17 protein-coding genes and 1 riboswitch are annotated in these 16092 nt (G+C 55.9%); of the genes, 11 read left to right on the forward strand and 6 right to left on the reverse strand.

Features of this window, described 5'->3' with window-relative positions; all coding sequences use genetic code 11:
- The first annotated feature begins 43 nt into the window (after positions 1–43).
- From FGF66_RS06710 to FGF66_RS06730, 4 genes are all read left to right on the forward strand, one after another.
- A complete protein-coding gene (locus tag FGF66_RS06710; protein ID WP_139456901.1) occupies positions 44–1051 on the forward strand; it encodes an SDR family NAD(P)-dependent oxidoreductase in 1008 nt (335 codons plus the stop codon).
- A gap of 158 nt (positions 1052–1209) precedes the next feature.
- Positions 1210–1476, forward strand: a riboswitch (cobalamin riboswitch).
- Between the two features lie 215 nt (positions 1477–1691).
- A complete protein-coding gene (locus FGF66_RS06720; protein ID WP_139456902.1) occupies positions 1692–6254 on the forward strand; it encodes an LAGLIDADG family homing endonuclease in 4563 nt (1520 codons plus the stop codon).
- A gap of 131 nt (positions 6255–6385) precedes the next feature.
- Positions 6386–7057 (forward strand): HNH endonuclease, encoded by a 672-nt coding sequence (locus FGF66_RS06725; RefSeq protein ID WP_139456903.1) that lies wholly within the window; start codon positions 6386–6388, stop codon positions 7055–7057.
- Between the two features lie 44 nt (positions 7058–7101).
- A complete protein-coding gene (locus FGF66_RS06730) occupies positions 7102–7755 on the forward strand; it encodes a hypothetical protein (RefSeq protein ID WP_139456904.1) in 654 nt (217 codons plus the stop codon).
- A gap of 55 nt (positions 7756–7810) precedes the next feature.
- Here FGF66_RS06730 and FGF66_RS06735 read toward each other — a convergent pair whose 3' ends face one another.
- Genes FGF66_RS06735 through FGF66_RS06745 form a run of 3 tightly spaced genes read right to left on the reverse strand, consistent with a single transcriptional unit; the run spans position 7811 to position 8843 of the window.
- The gene (locus tag FGF66_RS06735; RefSeq protein WP_342779645.1) at positions 7811–8119 is read right to left on the reverse strand and encodes a DUF2442 domain-containing protein; all 309 of its coding nucleotides are present in this window, start codon (positions 8117–8119) and stop codon (positions 7811–7813) included.
- Complete coding sequence (locus FGF66_RS06740; protein ID WP_139456905.1) at positions 8035–8535, reverse strand: GNAT family N-acetyltransferase; 501 nt, start codon at positions 8533–8535, stop codon at positions 8035–8037. Before FGF66_RS06740 ends, FGF66_RS06735 begins: the two co-directional genes overlap by 85 nt.
- A gap of 8 nt (positions 8536–8543) precedes the next feature.
- Complete coding sequence (locus FGF66_RS06745; RefSeq protein ID WP_139456906.1) at positions 8544–8843, reverse strand: type II toxin-antitoxin system TacA family antitoxin; 300 nt, start codon at positions 8841–8843, stop codon at positions 8544–8546.
- Between the two features lie 247 nt (positions 8844–9090).
- Between FGF66_RS06745 and FGF66_RS06750 the strand changes: the two genes are divergently transcribed.
- The 3 genes from FGF66_RS06750 to FGF66_RS06760 all read left to right on the forward strand — a co-directional run bounded on the left by FGF66_RS06750 (position 9091) and on the right by FGF66_RS06760 (position 11034).
- A complete protein-coding gene (locus tag FGF66_RS06750; RefSeq protein ID WP_170181254.1) occupies positions 9091–9864 on the forward strand; it encodes a PDC sensor domain-containing protein in 774 nt (257 codons plus the stop codon).
- Positions 9865–9934: 70 nt separating this feature from the next.
- On the forward strand, positions 9935–10381 hold the full coding sequence (locus FGF66_RS06755; protein WP_139456907.1) for a nucleoside deaminase: 447 nt from the start codon (positions 9935–9937) through the stop codon (positions 10379–10381).
- A gap of 194 nt (positions 10382–10575) precedes the next feature.
- Positions 10576–11034 (forward strand): UPF0158 family protein, encoded by a 459-nt coding sequence (locus FGF66_RS06760; RefSeq protein ID WP_246046608.1) that lies wholly within the window; start codon positions 10576–10578, stop codon positions 11032–11034.
- Positions 11035–11126: 92 nt separating this feature from the next.
- Here FGF66_RS06760 and FGF66_RS06765 read toward each other — a convergent pair whose 3' ends face one another.
- Genes FGF66_RS06765 through FGF66_RS06775 form a run of 3 tightly spaced genes read right to left on the reverse strand, consistent with a single transcriptional unit; the run spans position 11127 to position 13339 of the window.
- Complete coding sequence (locus FGF66_RS06765) at positions 11127–11864, reverse strand: cell division ATP-binding protein FtsE (RefSeq protein ID WP_139456909.1); 738 nt, start codon at positions 11862–11864, stop codon at positions 11127–11129.
- Positions 11865–11870: 6 nt separating this feature from the next.
- Positions 11871–12872, reverse strand: a complete 1002-nt coding sequence (gene pdxA / locus FGF66_RS06770; protein WP_139456910.1) for a 4-hydroxythreonine-4-phosphate dehydrogenase PdxA — start codon at positions 12870–12872, stop codon at positions 11871–11873.
- A gap of 2 nt (positions 12873–12874) precedes the next feature.
- Positions 12875–13339 carry a DUF4293 domain-containing protein gene (locus tag FGF66_RS06775; RefSeq protein ID WP_139456911.1) on the reverse strand — a complete coding sequence of 155 codons (465 nt, stop codon included), beginning with the start codon at positions 13337–13339 and terminating at the stop codon, positions 12875–12877.
- A gap of 192 nt (positions 13340–13531) precedes the next feature.
- On the opposite strand from FGF66_RS06775, the gene FGF66_RS06780 reads away from it, so the two are divergent.
- From FGF66_RS06780 to FGF66_RS06795, 4 genes are all read left to right on the forward strand, one after another.
- Positions 13532–14011, forward strand: a complete 480-nt coding sequence (locus tag FGF66_RS06780) for a hypothetical protein (RefSeq protein WP_246046609.1) — start codon at positions 13532–13534, stop codon at positions 14009–14011.
- Entirely contained in the window at positions 14004–15296 is a 1293-nt protein-coding gene (locus FGF66_RS06785; RefSeq protein ID WP_139456912.1) for an ImmA/IrrE family metallo-endopeptidase, read from the forward strand. The genes FGF66_RS06780 and FGF66_RS06785 overlap by 8 nt, the downstream gene beginning before the upstream one ends.
- A 217-nt stretch (positions 15297–15513) precedes the next feature.
- Entirely contained in the window at positions 15514–15831 is a 318-nt protein-coding gene (locus FGF66_RS06790) for a hypothetical protein (protein WP_139456913.1), read from the forward strand.
- A 45-nt stretch (positions 15832–15876) separates the two neighbouring features.
- The coding region (locus tag FGF66_RS06795; RefSeq protein WP_139456914.1) for a transposase family protein at positions 15877–16092 on the forward strand (216 nt) is incomplete at its 3' end.

A 16092-nucleotide genomic window follows, 5' to 3' on the forward strand; every position in this document is an offset into this window, starting at 1 on the left:
TTTTCTCCACTGAGATAATGACCGGCATAAACATTCAAATCATATGAGTACAACAGTTCTCGTTACCGGAGCTTCCGGGTTTATCGGGTCGCATCTGGTGAAGCGGTGCCTGCGGGACGGGTACGGCGTGAAGGCGCTCGTGCGGAAGGGGAATTCGCGCATCGAGTCGCTGCGGGCTTCTGGCGTGGAGGTGGTCGTGGGGGATGTGCGCGACGCGGCTGCGGTCGATGCGGCCGTGCGCGGGTGCGACCTCGTGTTGCATGCCGCGGCGCTGACCTCCGACTGGGGGCCGATGCGGGACTTCATCGACATCAATGTCGGCGGCGCCCGCGCGATTTGCGAGTCGGCGCTCCGGCACGGCGTCGGGCGGCTGGTGCATGTCAGCTCGTTCGAGTGCTTCGACCACCACCTGCTTGGCCGCATCGACGAAGAGACGCCCTACATGACGCGAAAGCAATCCTATCCCGATACCAAAATCGGCGGCACAAACGAGGTTTGGTCGGTCATGAAGCGCGGGCTTTCGGCGAGCATTCTCTATCCGGTTTGGGTTTACGGCCCCGGCGACCGGACGCTCTTTCCGCTGCTTGCCGACACCATCCGCAAGCGGCAGATGTTCTACTGGTCGCGCAACGCGCCGATGAGCATGATCTATATCGACAACCTCGTCGATCTGGCGATGCTCGCCGCCACCCGCCCGGAAGCCGTGGGCGAGGCGTTCATGGCCTGCGATGGCGAGGCGATCACCTTCGAGGAGGTGTGCCGGCGCGTTGCCGTGGCGATTGGCTCGACGCCGCCGTCGCTCCACTTGCCCTTCGGACTGGTTCGATCCGTCGCCGGGTTGATGGAGGCTGCCTGGCGTTTTGCCGGAAGCGAAAAGCGCCCGTTGCTGACCCGGCAGGCGGTCGATGTGCTCGCCTCGCGGGCTTTGGCCGATGTGTCGAAAGCCCGCAAAATGCTCGGCTGGCGCAGCGAAGTGCCGCAGGACGAGGGCATCCGGCGTACGCTGGAGTGGCTGGTGACGGTCGATCCGAAGCTGTGGAAGCTTAAGTGACGTGCCATCTCGACCGTAAAAAAATTCTGTCCCGCTCCTCGCCCGCAAAGCGTTTTGCCATCCGCGTCGGGCGGGTTCAGCATCGTTAAGTCACCCTTCCGCCGTCCGGAAAATCGCCTTCCAGCTTTGCCCGCCTTCAAAAAAATCCTTACCATTGGGAGCTCTTTGAGTATTACGGTGCCGGATGAGAGCATCCGGGTAAAAGGGAAGTGCGTGTGAATCGCACACTGTGCCCGCAACTGTAAGATGGTTTGCCGTGCGCCTCCCGGACAGCTCTGTCCGGACGGATGCCACGGTTTGAGCGCATGCACTTGGCCGACCTCTGATTACCACGGGGAACGCCGGGGAAGGATGCCTCAAGCGAAAGCGTCGGAGAAAGACGCAGCCGTCGAAGTCAGGAAACCTGCCGTGATGAATGCCGCCGATTGGCTCCGGGAAGTGAGCTGGGCGACCTTTTCAATGACCTGATCTTTTTTATTCCATGATCTTTTTTCGTCAGTTTGGCGAGGTGGTTATATTGTCCGTACTATCCATACGTCAAGATGCACGACGGCTTCCGGCTTGCTGCCGGGATGAGGTAAGTCATGGAATGTAAAAGATTTACCTATCAACAACCAATTATCGATTCTGGAGACTTCACATGAAAATCGCCCGCCTGTTTACCTCACCCGGTGAAAACGTTTACGATCGTTTCGAGTACACCCTCAGAACCTCCGTGCTTCGCAATCCCGATGGCTCGAAGGTCTTCGAGATGAACGATGTCGAAGTGCCGGTTTCCTGGTCGCAGGTTGCCTCCGACATTCTGGCGCAGAAATATTTCCGTAAAACCGGCGTGCCGCAGCGTGATGCCGAGGGCAACCTCATCATCGGCGCGGATGGCCAGCCGGTCACCGGCAGCGAAAATTCCATCAGGCAGGTGGCGCACCGCATGGTCGGCTGCTGGCAGGATTGGGGCCGCAAGCACAATTACTTCGACACCGAGGAGGACGCGCAGGCGTTTTACGACGAGGTGGCGTACATGCTGCTCGCGCAGATGGCCGCGCCGAACTCGCCGCAGTGGTTCAACACCGGCCTCCAGTTCGCCTACGACATCAACGGCCCGGCGCAGGGGCACTACTACGTCGATCCGGTGACCGGCGAGACCCGCGAATCCGAGGACGCCTACTCCCGCCCGCAGGCGCATGCCTGTTTCATCCAGTCGATCCAGGACGACCTGGTCAACGAAGGCGGCATTTTCGACCTCGCCATCCGCGAGGCGCGCGTCTTCAAGTTTGGCAGCGGGTCGGGCACCAACTACTCGAACCTGCGCGGCTCGGGCGAAAAGCTCAGCGGCGGCGGCAGCTCGTCGGGGCTGATGAGCTTCCTGAAAATCTTCGACTCGGCGGCGGGCGCGATCAAGTCCGGCGGCACCACGCGCCGCGCGGCCAAGATGGTGATCATCGACATCGACCATCCCGACATCGAAAAGTTCATCGAGTGGAAAGCCAAGGAGGAGGACAAGGTTGCCGCGATGGTTGCCGGTTCCAAAATCTGCTCGCGCTTCCTGAAGGCGATCGTCGATGAGGCGCTCAGGGGCGGCGCTGACCGGCAGGAGAACGAAATGCTCGACCGGCTCATCCGCAATGCCCTGCAGCGCGCCGTGCCGCTGAGCTACATTTTGCGCGTGCTGGCGCTCGTCGAGCAGGGCTACACGACCCTCGATTTCGACGAGTACGACACGCACTACGAGTCCGAAGCCTACGCAACCGTCGGCGGGCAGAACTCCAACAACAGTGTTCGCGTGACCAACGAGTTCATGAAGGCCGTGCAGAACGACGAAATGTGGGTGCTCCGCGAGCGCACCACCGGCAAGGACGCTCGTGCGGTTCGCGCCAAGGACCTCTGGGAAAAGATCGTGATGAGCGCCTGGAAGTGCGCCGACCCCGGCTTGCAGTTCGACTCCACCATCAACGAGTGGCACACCTGCCCCGCGAGCGGCCGCATCAACGCGAGCAACCCGTGCGTCACCGCCGACACGCTGGTGGCGACCGACCGTGGCCTTGAACGCATCGGCGGGCTGGTTGGCCAGTCGCGCGGAATCAAGAGCATCGACGGCCAAATGCACTGGGTCGAAAAGATCTTCCCGACCGGCACGAAGCCCGTCTATGAACTGAAGACGAAAAGCGGCTACTCGCTGAAACTCACCGGCGACCATCCGGTTTTCACCGAGAATCGCGGCGACGTCAAAGCCTGCGAACTCTGCAAGGATGACGTGGTTCGCCTCGTCGGCGCGGAGTTTGGCAAGGAGACGACCGGTTCCGCCGAGACCGCGCAGCTTGTCGGCCTGCTTGCCGGGGATGGCTGCATCACAACGACATCGGGCAGCACCGCCGACGGAGAGCCGCGCCGCGTGGCCTTCCTGACCGTCGATAAAGCCGAGCGCGAAATCGCCGAATGGGCCAATGCGCTTATCAACGACATGCGCCCAGACCTCGGTGAGCACAACAAGCCGGGCTCCGTCACCGAAACCGTGACCACGGCTCGCGTCGCCGTCGGCAGCCCGCGCATCCTCCGGCAGCTCGAAGCTTTCGCGGTGCTCGACGCGGGCAGCGAGCGCAAAGCCTTCACCGACGCGGTGTTCCGCCTGTCGCGCGAAGAGCAGGCCGCGTTGCTTCGCGGACTCTTCACGGCGGATGGCACGGTGGCGAACTACGGCGAGAAGTCGCAGTACGTCGCGCTCGACTCCACCTCGCTCGAACTGCTTCGCCAGGTGCAGTTGCTTCTGCTCAACTTCGGCATCAAGGCGAAAATCTACGAGAACCGCCGCGCGGGCGAGCTTGTCGCGCTGCTGCCCGACGGCAACGGCGGCTCGAAAGAGTATCCCGTCCAGCAGATGCACACCCTGCGCATCAGCCGCAGTTCGCGCGTGCTCTTCGAGGAGGCGATTGGCTTCATGCCGGAGAGCCGCAAATCGGACGAACTGCGCCGCCTGAACCAGACGGTCGGCGCGTACAACGATTCGCTCACCGACGCCGTGGCCTCGCTCACCCGACTCGGCGAGGAGCCGGTGTATGACCTCACCGAGCCGGAGACGAGCCACTTTGTCGCCAACGGCATCGCCGTCCACAATTGCAGCGAATATATGTTCCTCGACGACACCGCCTGCAACCTCGCCAGCCTGAACCTCGCGCATTTCCTCGACGAGGAGACGGGCAAAATCAAGATCACCGAACTCCAGCACGCTTCGAGCCTCTGGACGGTGGTGCTCGAAATCTCCGTGCTGATGGCGCACTTCCCGTCGGCGGAGATCGCCCGCCTGAGCTACGAGTTCCGCACGCTCGGCCTCGGTTTCGCCAACATGGGGCGTGTGCTGATGGTGCTCGGCATTCCCTACGACTCGCCGCGCGGCCTTGCCATCGCGGGCGGCATCGCGGCGCTCATGACCGGCCAGGCCTACGTCACCTCCGCCGATCTGGCGAAAGATCACGGCGCGTTCGCCCGCTACCGCGAGAACAGCGACGACATGCTGCGCGTCATCCGCAACCACCGCCGCGCGGCGATCAACAGCTCGGAGGACGATTACGAAGGGCTGGTGGTCAAGCCTCGCGGCATCGATTCGGAATATTGCCCGAAGGAGCTGTTCGAGGCCGCCGGAAAAGTGTGGGACGAAGCGCTCAAAAAGGGCAAAAAGCACGGCTTCCGCAACGCGCAGGTGAGTGTGATCGCGCCGACCGGCACCATCGGCCTCGTCATGGATTGCGACACCACCGGCATCGAGCCGGAGTTCGCCATCGTGAAGTTCAAGAAGCTGGCGGGCGGCGGCTACTTCAAGATCGTCAACCAGTCGGTGCACAAGGCGCTCGGGCGGCTTGGCTACACCGACGCGCAGATCGAAAAGATCGAAAAATATTGCAAAGGTCACGGCACGTTGCGCGGCTGCCCCGGCATCAACCAGCAGTGGCTCAAGAGCCGCGGCTTTACCGACGAAAAGATCGAGGCGGTCGAAAAGCAGCTCGAAAGCGTCTTCGATATCCGCTTCGCCTTCAACAAGTGGATCATCGGCGAGGAGTTCTGCCGCTCGCTCGGCTTCTCCGACGCCGACCTGAACGACGGCGGTTTCGACATGCTCCTCGCCCTCGGCGCGACCGACGCGGACATCGAGGTAGCCAACGACTACGTTTGCGGCACCATGATGATCGAGGGCGCGCCGCACCTCAAACCGGAGCACCTGCCGGTCTTCGACTGCGCCAGCACCTGCGGGCGCAAGGGCGAGCGCTACATCAACCACATGGCGCACGTGCACATGATGTCCGCCGTGCAGCCCTTTATCTCCGGCGCGATCTCCAAGACGGTCAACATGCCGGCTACCGCCACCACCGTTGAAATCGGCGAGGTCTATAAAGCCGCGTGGCAGTCGATGGTCAAGGCGATCACGATCTACCGCGACGGCTCCAAGCTTTCGCAGCCGCTCAACATTTCGTCCATCGCCGACCTCGACGAGGTCGTCATGCTCGGCACCGAGGAGGATCTCGACGAAACCAAAGGGCCGAAGGAGGTGCAGGAGCGCATCGTCGAGCGCGTCTATCACCGCTCGGAGCGCCGGATGCTGCCCAAGCGCCGCAAAGGTTACATCCGCGAGGCGTACGTCGGCGGCCACAAGGTGTTCCTCAGAACCGGCGAGTACGAGGACGGTTCGCTGGGCGAAGTGTTCATCGACATGTACAAGGAGGGCGCGTCGTTCAAGGGGCTGCTGAACTGCTTCGCCGTACTCGCCTCCAAGGCGCTCCAGTACGGAATGCCGCTCGAAGAGCTGGTGGACAGCTTCACCTTCACCCGCTTCGAGCCTGCGGGCGCGGTGCAGGGCCACAACGCCATCAAGAACTCGACCTCGATTCTCGACTACGTCTTCCGCTCCATCGGCTACGACTATCTGGGCCGCAAGGATTTCGTCCACGTCAAGGCGGTTGACGAAGTGCCGGAAGTTCCGGCCAACGGAAACGGCAATGGCCACGCGGCGAAGTCAAAAGCCTCGGAACCGGAACTCGCCGTCCACGCCGCCAAGCCTCACCACGACGAAAAAAGCGTCCTGAAAAGCCAGGCCGCCCAAGCGAGAGTGCAGGGCTACACCGGCGAACAGTGCGAAAATTGCGGATCGGTACGAGTGAAGCAGAACGGGACGTGCAAAGTGTGCGAGGATTGCGGAATGACGACGGGTTGTTCGTAAGGTTGGTTTGATTGACTCTGAAAGCGCCGGGTGATTGCTCGGCGCTTTTTGGGTTGGATTTGATTGATGGATATACGGTTCGAGTACAAAGCTGACCCCGAATTATTAGCTTTTATTAAGTTTATTAGATTATGGCACTACAAAATGCGCAAGTAAAACGGGTTTCATTGATAGATTTCGAAAAGATTAAGAGTAGTATTCTTTCTGATATGGAGTTTGCGAATTCTAACTATTTGGAGCCTTTTTATCTTGATGATCTATACTTTGAAAAATTTAAAAAGACACCAGCACAGATTGAAGAAAAAAGAAATGAACTGCGTGCCCAATTGATGCTTGTGAAAAAGATTGAAAAATTAGCTAAGCACGCTCCGCAGTTTTTTAGTAAAAGAAATGAGATCCCTCGTGTTGTTTTGGATAATTGCTCATATTGGTCTAGCCAAAACTCTCACTATGTTGTTTTTCATGATCTAATGTACGAATGTTCAGGTCCGTATAAAGAAGATGAATTCAAAGCTCTTGTGATTGGTGAGTTTGACCGAGAAAGACGTTATTTAGAAAGACTTCATTGCATTGGTCAGGATGACTCAAAATTGACCGTTGGCTCTATACGTGAAAGGATTCCAGAGAAGGTGAGAATGCAAGTCTGGCGAAGAGATGGTGGGAAGTGCGTAAAATGTGGGAGCAGAGAGAAACTGGAGTATGACCATATTATTCCGGTGTCACTTGGTGGCGGCAATACGGCACGAAATGTTGAGCTTCTTTGTGAGAAGTGCAATAGAAGTAAAGGAGCGTCGATTGGATAAATTGTTGTAGGGAGAAGATTTGATTATTTACATTTTTATGTTGTATGAGCATTATACTTGGTTTTTTAGCTATGATTTTTGCAGTGAGTGATTTGCTGGGCGAGAATCGTACTCGAAAATTAGAGGATCAACTGCGTACGGCGGCTAAAAATCAATTTGAGCAAATTACTTGCTTATTTAAATCAGTATTGTTTCGATTAAAACCACTTTTACTTTCACTTGTATGTCTTTCTCTATTATCGCCAGGAGTGATTTTTGTTTTTAGTGATAATCCTAATGGCTTTATTGCTCTCGCTGCATTTGTTGTGCCAACGTTAGGTGTCCTAGTTCTTCGTGATTATTTTATTCCAATATGGCAGTCGATACTTGATGAATCATCGATTGATGACCAAATAGAAGGCAAGATTATTCGATTTGTTGAAAATCGTATTTCTGAAGTTGATGAGAAAAGTGAGAATGATGACGGTTTAGGGATTATTGCCTTTTTGTTTACGTCTATTCTTGCGATAAGCATAATATTTTCAATTGCTTGTAGATTTTTAATTTTGTTTGTAATGACAACGGCGTGGACATTTTGGGGTTGGCCTGTTGTTTCTTTAGCTTCATTTGCTGAAAAGTTGGGAAATCCATCCTATTTTAAAGTTGGAAAGTTCATTATTTATGTTTTTACATTTATTGTTACGATCTGGGTGAAGTGATATATTTATGATTATGGGCTTCTTGGATATTGTTTTGTCGCTGAAAATGCACATTCTATTGATGTACAACACCTTCCCGGTTTTGTTCTTTTTGCAGGAGTTTTTCGTAGAGAGATTCGGGAGCGATATCCGCTCCGTTGGGCCATGCGATCGTTCCGCCTTCGATAAAAGCTTTTCTGAAAAAGCCCGGCTCTTTGAGTGGCGCGAACACAGGCCCTTTCTCCGGGTACTCTGAACAATCAATCTCACCACGCAATCCATCGTTGAAGGTGATATGTCTTACAATTTCCCGATAGTGCCCAGCGGCAGGAAGAGGGTTTGCGGTTTGCCGAGGCAGGGGATAAAGCCGTGGTGCTGGTAAAATGTTGAGGCGTTTTCATCTTTGGAATCGACAAGCAAGGCATAGACGCCCATCGAAGCGTCCGATGATTTTTTCAGGGCATCGGCAATGAGCGCACTGCCAAGTCCCCGGCCCTGATAGCGCTTGTCAATCGCCAGCCGTCCGATTCTCGATGCAGGGGTAGCGCCGTAGCGCGGCATCTTTTTAGCAAGTTGCTCGGGCAAATCGGTCAATGGAATTTGAGCCGCAGAAAGCGTGTAATATCCGGCAATGCTCTGTTGTTCATTGTCGATAGCCACAAAGCATCTGGCGAGATTTCTTTTGATGTCCTGAGCAGCACGTTCGGCAAAATAGCGGTCAAGAATTTCCGTGCCGCAGCAAAATCCCGCTTTCGGGTGTTCACGGCTGAATGAGACTATCGAAAATGGCGGAGTGCTCATGACCTCGATCAGCCGTTGCTGCCGATCAGTTCAGCGTGTTTGTCAAACGCTTTTTTCAACGCTTCGTTTGGCTCTGGCGGGTTCAGTAGCGCCTCCGCGAAAGCCGTCTGCCCTTCAATCGAGAGCTGGATGATGTGGCTATCCTCAATCGTTTTCGTCGCGGCTTCGAGCGCGGCCTGAACGACAAAATCCGTTACCGTCCTCCCCTGAATCTCGGCGGCGCGCTTGATCGTCGAATGAACCTGACTGCTGATTCTCGCTTCAAGCCGAGCTTTGCTTTCCGGTTTTTGTTTGATCGTCGTTTTCATAGTGTCTCACGTTTTGTACGGCAATTTACCGGAATATACCGATAAATCGGTTTGATTTCGCATGATGGTGATTTACATAAAAGGTCTGAACTCCCTTGATTCTCACCCCGGATATTCTGAACTTTGAATAGACTACGGAGCGGCAGCGCGGCTTGTGTGTCGGCGTGATTGCCGGTTCCTGTTCTGTTGAAGTGTTGGGGTCTTGTAGTTCATGGTGTTTTTCAAGCAACCTGAAAGGAGGTCTCGCATGTCAAAGTTCATTTCAATCCTCCTCTCCGCCGCGCTGGCGCTGTGCCTGCTCGCGGTTCGCGCGGAGGCGAAAGCGGCTTCGGTGAAGCTGGAGCCGGAGGTAGCCCTTGGCGCGTTCACGGGGCTGGTCGAGGAGCATCTCGCGGGCATTCTGCGGACGGAAACGGTCATTGCCGTGACCTCCGAGGCGAGGTCGGCCAGGTGGGACGAGGTCAGGCCGCTGCTCGATCGCTTCGCTCAGAATCTGCCGACCGCCGCCACCGTGTGGTTCATGATGCCCGACGGCAGCTACTACTCCACCGCGAAGGGAGGGCTTACCGATCAGAGTCTCCGTGACCGCGCCTATTTCCCGAAACTCATCGCAGGGCAGGAGGTGCTTGGCGAGCTGGTCATCAGTAAATCGACGGGGCAGCGCTCGATTATCGTCGCCGCTCCGGTGTTCGCCAGCGGCAAGGTGGTCGCGGCGGTTGGCGTTTCGGTCGATGCGGTCAAACTTGCCGGAGTTGTGGATTCGAGCATGACGCTGCCGGAGAACGCTTACTTCTACGCGCTCGATGCCAATGCCAAAGTCACGCTGCACCGCTATCAGGCCCGAACGTTCAAAACGGTTTCCGAAATCGGCAATGAAAGCCTCGGCGACGCTTTCAAAAAGGTGATGCACAAGGATCGGGGCGGTTTCAATTATTCGCTCAACGACAAGAAGATGACCTCGATTTTCCGCAAATCCGAGCTTCTCGGCTGGTACTTCTTCATCGCCCGGCAATGCAAATAACCGGTCACGCTGTCATTTTTCGCTTCGCCCAGAATGACCGTCAGGCGTAATCTGAAATATTATCGATACTATGGACAGAGACCGTGAGTTTATGGCGCTGGCCCTCGAACAGGCCCGGAAAAGCTACGCCGAGGGCGGCGTACCGGTCGGGGCGGTGATGGTCGAGGCGGGCGAGGTGATCGCCAGCGGGCACAACCAGCGCGTGCAGCAGGGCGACCCGATCGCTCACGGCGAGATGGACTGCATCCGCAAGGCGGGTCGCCGCGCCCGGTACGGCGACGTAACGCTCTACACGACGCTCTCGCCGTGCATGATGTGCGCGGGCGCAATCGTCCAGTTCGGCATCGGGCGGGTCGTCGTGGGGGAGGAGCGGAACTTCCGAGGCAACGCCGGATTCCTGCGCGAGCACGGCGTCGAAGTTACGCTTCTCGACGACGCCGGATGCCGGAGTCTCATGGACGCTTTCATCGCCGAGCGTCCTGATTTGTGGGACGAGGACATCGCCGGGAACGGTTGAGCAAGGCTTTTTCCATAGGTCATTCTGATCGCGATTTGTCGGGAGAAGAATCCAGAACTCTTTATTTCGTAACAAGATGGATTTTTCATTATGCTTCACTCCATTCAGAATGACAGGCTGTTCTTCGGAGTTTATCTGCGAGTTATTGTTGCTGGAGTAATAAAGACGCCAATCATTTTATGAGGGAAACGAGCATGGAACCGATTATTTGTCTGAAAGATGTTATTGGAGAGATTGCCAGGGGCAATGAGGAGCAGCGGGCGTTTCTGAATATCGGGACGGGACGGATTGTGACGTTTAGCCGCGATTCGCTGGATGCGGCGGAGTTGGGCAGCGCTGTCCGGGCGGGAGAGGAGGCGATGGTGCGGGAGGCCGGCGTGGCGCTGAATTCCGGCGATTACCGCGAGCTGCCGGATCAGTTCGATATCGATGACTGTTCGATCATGCGGCGATTCTGCCAGACGGTTGAAAACGACGAATTGCGGCGCGGGCTGCTGCGGAGCATTCAGGGACGCGGAGCATCGATGCGCATCAGAAGCACGGTGGAGGCGTTCGGGGTTGCCGAGGCGTGGAGCGCCTTTCGCGACAAGGCGTTGCGGGCCATCGCCATCGATTGGCTTGAAAAGCAAGAGATTTCCTACGCCGGGGAATAGCCAAAAAAGGCGCGGTTCACAACAGCATGAACTTCACGTCACTCCGCCACGCTGTCCACCTCGTCCACGCTGTCCACCTTCAGCCGTAAACCTCACGACACCTCAGCGACTGTCGGCCGTTGCGCCGTCTCCTTCGGCACTGGTCGCCAGCAGGTGTCGGCGGGAGCGGGCTCGAGGGTGCATTCTACCAGATTCATCTCCTTGATCATCAGCGTACGCGAAGGGTGGTGGCGCACCAGCTCGTAGTCGTGGGTGCCGACGATGACGCTGATGCCTTTGGCGTTGATCTTCTTGAGGTATTCGAGGATTTCGAGCGAGGTTTCGGGATCGAGGTTGCCCGTCGGCTCGTCGGCGATGATGGCGAGCGGCTCGCCGACCAGCGCTCGGGCGATCACCACGCGCTGCTGCTCGCCGCCGGAGAGGTTCTGCGGCATCTCTTTGGCGGTGTTTTCGAGGCCGACCTCCTTCAGGGCGGTCATCACCTTTTCATTGATGAGCGAGTGCTTGGTGCCCGTCACCTTGAGCACGAAGGCGAGATTGTCATAGACGTTACGGTCTTCGAGCAGCCGGAAGTCCTGAAAAACGATGCCGAGCTTGCGCCGGAGCATCGCGATTTTTCCCTTTCTGATCTTCCGCGAGCTGTAGCCGTTGACGACGATTTCGCCCTTCACCGGCTTGATCTCCATGTAGAGCGACTTGAGCAGCGTGGTCTTGCCGCTGCCGCTCCGGCCTACGATATAGACCAGCTCACCCGGCTGGATCGAAAAGTTCAGGTTCCGGAAAATGGGTTTTTTCCTGATGTCGATATCTGCGTTGACGAAGGCGATCATGGGTTTCTAAGTGGTTTGCGTTCTGTTCCTTGCGATGGTGGCGGCAAGCTTTGCCGCTTCGAGAAAACTGCGTTCGGAGGCCGTGCCCTTGCCCGCTTTGTCGAAGCCGGTGCCGTGGTCGGGCGAGGTGCGCACGATGGGCAGGCCGAGCGTGACGTTGATGCCCGTGTCAAACGCGAGCACCTTGAAGGGCAAAAGCCCCTGGTCGTGATACATGGCGACGACGAGGTCGTAGTCGCGGTAGCGTTTCGCGCCGAAAAAGCCGTCCGCCGGAAATGGCCCGTCGATCTGCATCGTTGCCGCCAGTCGCTCGATAGCCGGGCGGATCACCGTGGCCTCTTCGTTGCCCATGACGCCGCCGTCCGAGGCGTGGGGGTTGAGGCCGAGCACGGCGATTTTCGGCGCGTCGAGCCGGAAGTCGCGCCGCATCGAGGCGGCGAGCGAGGTGAAAAAGCCGTCCATATCCATCGCCCGCACCAGCTCCGGCACCTTCGAGAGTGGCTCGTGGATCGTCGCCAGCGCGACCTTGAGGCCGGAGACGGGATCGACGAAGAGCATGATCTGCGACGTTACGCCGAAGAAGTCGGCGAGGAAATCGGTGTGGCCGGTGTTGCGGTATCCGGCGAGCGCAATCGCCTCCTTGTGGAGCGGCGCGGTGACGAGGGCGTCGCAGAGGCCGCTACGGCAGAGCGAGGCGGCGGCTTCGAGCGAGCGCATGGCGATCTCCCCGGCGCTTGCCGAGAGTGCGCCCGGCTTGATCGATTCCGGCTCGGCGACGCTCAGCACGTGCAGTACGCCCGGCTCCGGCGAGATGGTCGCAATATCATCCACTCCACCGATCCGGCGCAGTTCCACCGGCAAGCCGAGCCGGTCGCGGTAGAATTCGAGCGCCTTGTACGATCCGGCGGCGACGAACGTGTCCTCGCCCGCAGGCAACGCGAGGAGGCTTTTCAGGATGATCTCCGGCCCGATGCCATTGATGTCGCCGATTGAAAAGACGATGCGCATGGTCAGAGCCGCTTGTACGCCGTGGCGATTTTTTCGTCCTTCTTCACGCCGAGCGAGGCGAGCCAGAAGAGCACCGGTTCGGGCAGCAGCATGAACAGGCCGCTGCCGGGCGCGAAGCTCACCGAGGTTGACTGCGTTTCGAGGTACTGCTTCAGGAAGTGCCCGCCCGCGAGTCCGGCAACCAGGTCGGCCACGAACAGCACAACGCAAAGCGAGATCAGCGTTTGCTGAAGCTTGCGCTTCGAGAACATGAAGATGGTCACGAGCGCGACAATTCCGGTAAGCGGCGAAAGAATGCCGCCGCCGATGCTTCCGGCAGTGACGATCACGCCCGCGCCCTGCACGTCCATGAAGTCGCCGAAAAGGATGAGCGTGTCGGTCGTGAAGCTCCAGAAAGGAAAGGCCATGCTGCCAAACGCGAGCAGCGCGGCGACAAAGAGGTAGAGAGTTTGGATTCTGCTTAACATGATAGACGAGGTTTAGGTTCGACGCATGATATGCCCTGAATATACGCAAATCAGGAATTCACGGCAGAGTTCTTTGTCGGTGGCAGCCGTTCCGATGCTGTTAGGTTTTTTTTGAGATCGGGATCGGGATCGGGATCGGGATGGGGATGTCGGGTCGGTGATGAGCTGATTTAGGCAGTCGTTCGTTATATTATGTTCAGAAATACTGTTTGCTGTTTGCTTTTTGCACAAGCAGAAATGACAATAATGAGAAAACGGCGGTCATTCAACGACAAACGGCGCTTGATGGAGCCTGTCAATCAGGAGGCACTCGATTCGATCGTGGATATTATTCGATATGGCGGCAATCCTGAACATAAAAGAAATCCGGGGGATTTCGGCCTGACACCTCCCGCTCAACCTCGGCCTGACAAGTCATTGTGTGACGAAATAGGCGTGTTTCGGAAAGCTGAAGCTGAACGAATATTGCGCAATGGGATCAAGCGAGGTCTGGTGAGCGAACGCTGGAGTCAGGGGTTTCCGCAAAATATCTGGTCGGTCACAGCCGATGGCAAACCGGTTGAAGCCCAACTTGAAAACGCCGCCCTCGGTGTTTATCACGGCTATCCCATGCCGCAGTCCGATTATTTTGCACAGGCAGTACGTCAACGATGGAGTGAAACCGATGGATAGACCTTTCGCTATAGATTTCGAGTGGCTTGACCGTCCATCTGCTGAAGGAGTCGAGCGATATTCGTTTGCCTCCCTGACGGTTTCTGTCGCCGATCAGATTCTGACCGAGCTGGAAGATCTCAATTCCAGAACGGTTCGGGCATCGATGCGTGGATCGGCTTATGACCTGGCGGTTTGGCTGTTGCAGAACTGGTGGCGTCTTGTTGCGGAGCCTGAAAGAAATACTCTTGACTGGAAAATGAGCCATTGCATGGGAACAATAGGGATGGGGTTTTTGTGGCCCGATGCCTGTTTTCTCAGCGACGGTTTGGAGTTGACCGTGCAGGCTCAGCCGACGCCTCGTAGTAGCAAGCAGATGGTTCGCTATCTCAACGAGATTCATGCACAGTTTCCTGTCGATGCTTTTGCCAACGAGGTTTTAGCATTTGCCGATGCCGTGATCGGAAGATTGCAGGAAACCGGTTTCTCTTCTACTCCTCTTCAGGAGCTGCGTCAGGATATTATGCAGGAGTTGACGGATCCCGATATGAAACGCTGGCGAACGGTAGAAGCGTTGCTTGGCTATGATCCGGATTGTGCACCTGAAGCGCTTGTGGAGGAAATGATTGCCAAATCGGATATATATGGAAGTGCTGCAATCGATGAATTGATTGCATTTGGCGGGCAGGAAATCAGACCAATTATGAACTGGTTAACGAAAGATGCTTCTGACGCTACAACTTCCGTGATCGTTCCTGAGGCTGATATTCTGAGAAAACAAACCAGCCAGATCGATCCATCATTGCTTCCGTGGCAGCGAGCTGAAAAGGCGGCGAGCATCGTGAAGCGATACTGGTCGATTGCTCAGGCTCCCATAAGCACCCGTCAGTTGACCGATCTGTTTTCAATGAAAATTGACGCTTTGACAGAAGGTGATATGAAAGCTCCCATGAGCATCGGTTTTCGTAATAGCCACACGGATCATATCGATGCAGCTCTCGCCTCTCCTTTCGAGGCGAACCGTCGGTTTGCGCTGCTTCGTGTTGTCGCCGATCACCTGTACTCCCCGGATATGGACAGGCTGTTGCCAGTAACCACGGCAAGAACGGCGCGTCAAAAGTACCAGCGAGCTTTTGCGCAGGCATTTCTATGTCCCGCCGAGCAGTTGATCGGTTTCATTGACGGCGATCTGAGCGATGAAAAAATCGATAAGGCTGCGGATTATTTCAATGTTTCACCTCGTCTCGTGGAATCGACGCTGTTCAACAAAGGAGTGTTGAAAAGGGCTGATTTTGCCGATTTATAAAAAGTTTTTTTGTTTTCAGTGTTTTTTCTATTGCCAGAGGGAGTAATGCTTGAAGTGGGTGAAATTTCATTTTTTGTCCTTATTAGCCTTTTTCTTTGTTGTCTCTATGGGGTGGTCGGCGTCGTTTGGAAAAGTGGATTGATGATCGTATAATGTTTTGGTTCTGATCTGGAAAGAAAGAAAACTTTTACTATTAAACTATTGATTTATTATGGGAATGAAATATAAAATCGGTGATATTGTTAAGCGGGATGGTCATAATGTTTGGATTGTTCTTGCGACAAAGAATCATTCATTATCGCAAGAATACCTAAGTGAGTTGGGGGAAGGCTATTTAATGATTGAAAAGATAGAGAAAATTGCAGATGCTGGCGTTCATGTCCATCCTGGTTTTGACTATCATATCGCAAAAATATCGAGCTGGAAAAATGGTTATGCGGTGCTTGATGAGCATACATTGATGCAGCCTTGTTTTGAGGAAGATTTATGGGGCTCTTCGCAGAATATCGTGGAAAGAAGGGTGTGTATGAAGTAACATAGAGTAATTTTGAGCTTTACCCAACCGCACCTTGATACTCCCATGCAGAGCCTGACGAGCCATTACCACCAACTTTTAGGTCTTTCCTCAAACTGGAAGGTCGAGAACGTTCATGTGTCGATGAGCGGCAAGCGGGTCGCGTGTCCGGTATGCGGTGCATCATGCAGCCTTTATGACCATGCCACTGAGCAACGATGGCGTCATCTGGATACCATGCAGTTCGAGACCATTCTGGTGGCCTGTTTGCCACGTTGTCAA

This window comes from Chlorobaculum thiosulfatiphilum, assembly GCF_006265165.1.
In the GTDB taxonomy this organism is placed as follows: Bacteria; Bacteroidota; Chlorobiia; order Chlorobiales; family Chlorobiaceae; genus Chlorobaculum; species Chlorobaculum thiosulfatiphilum.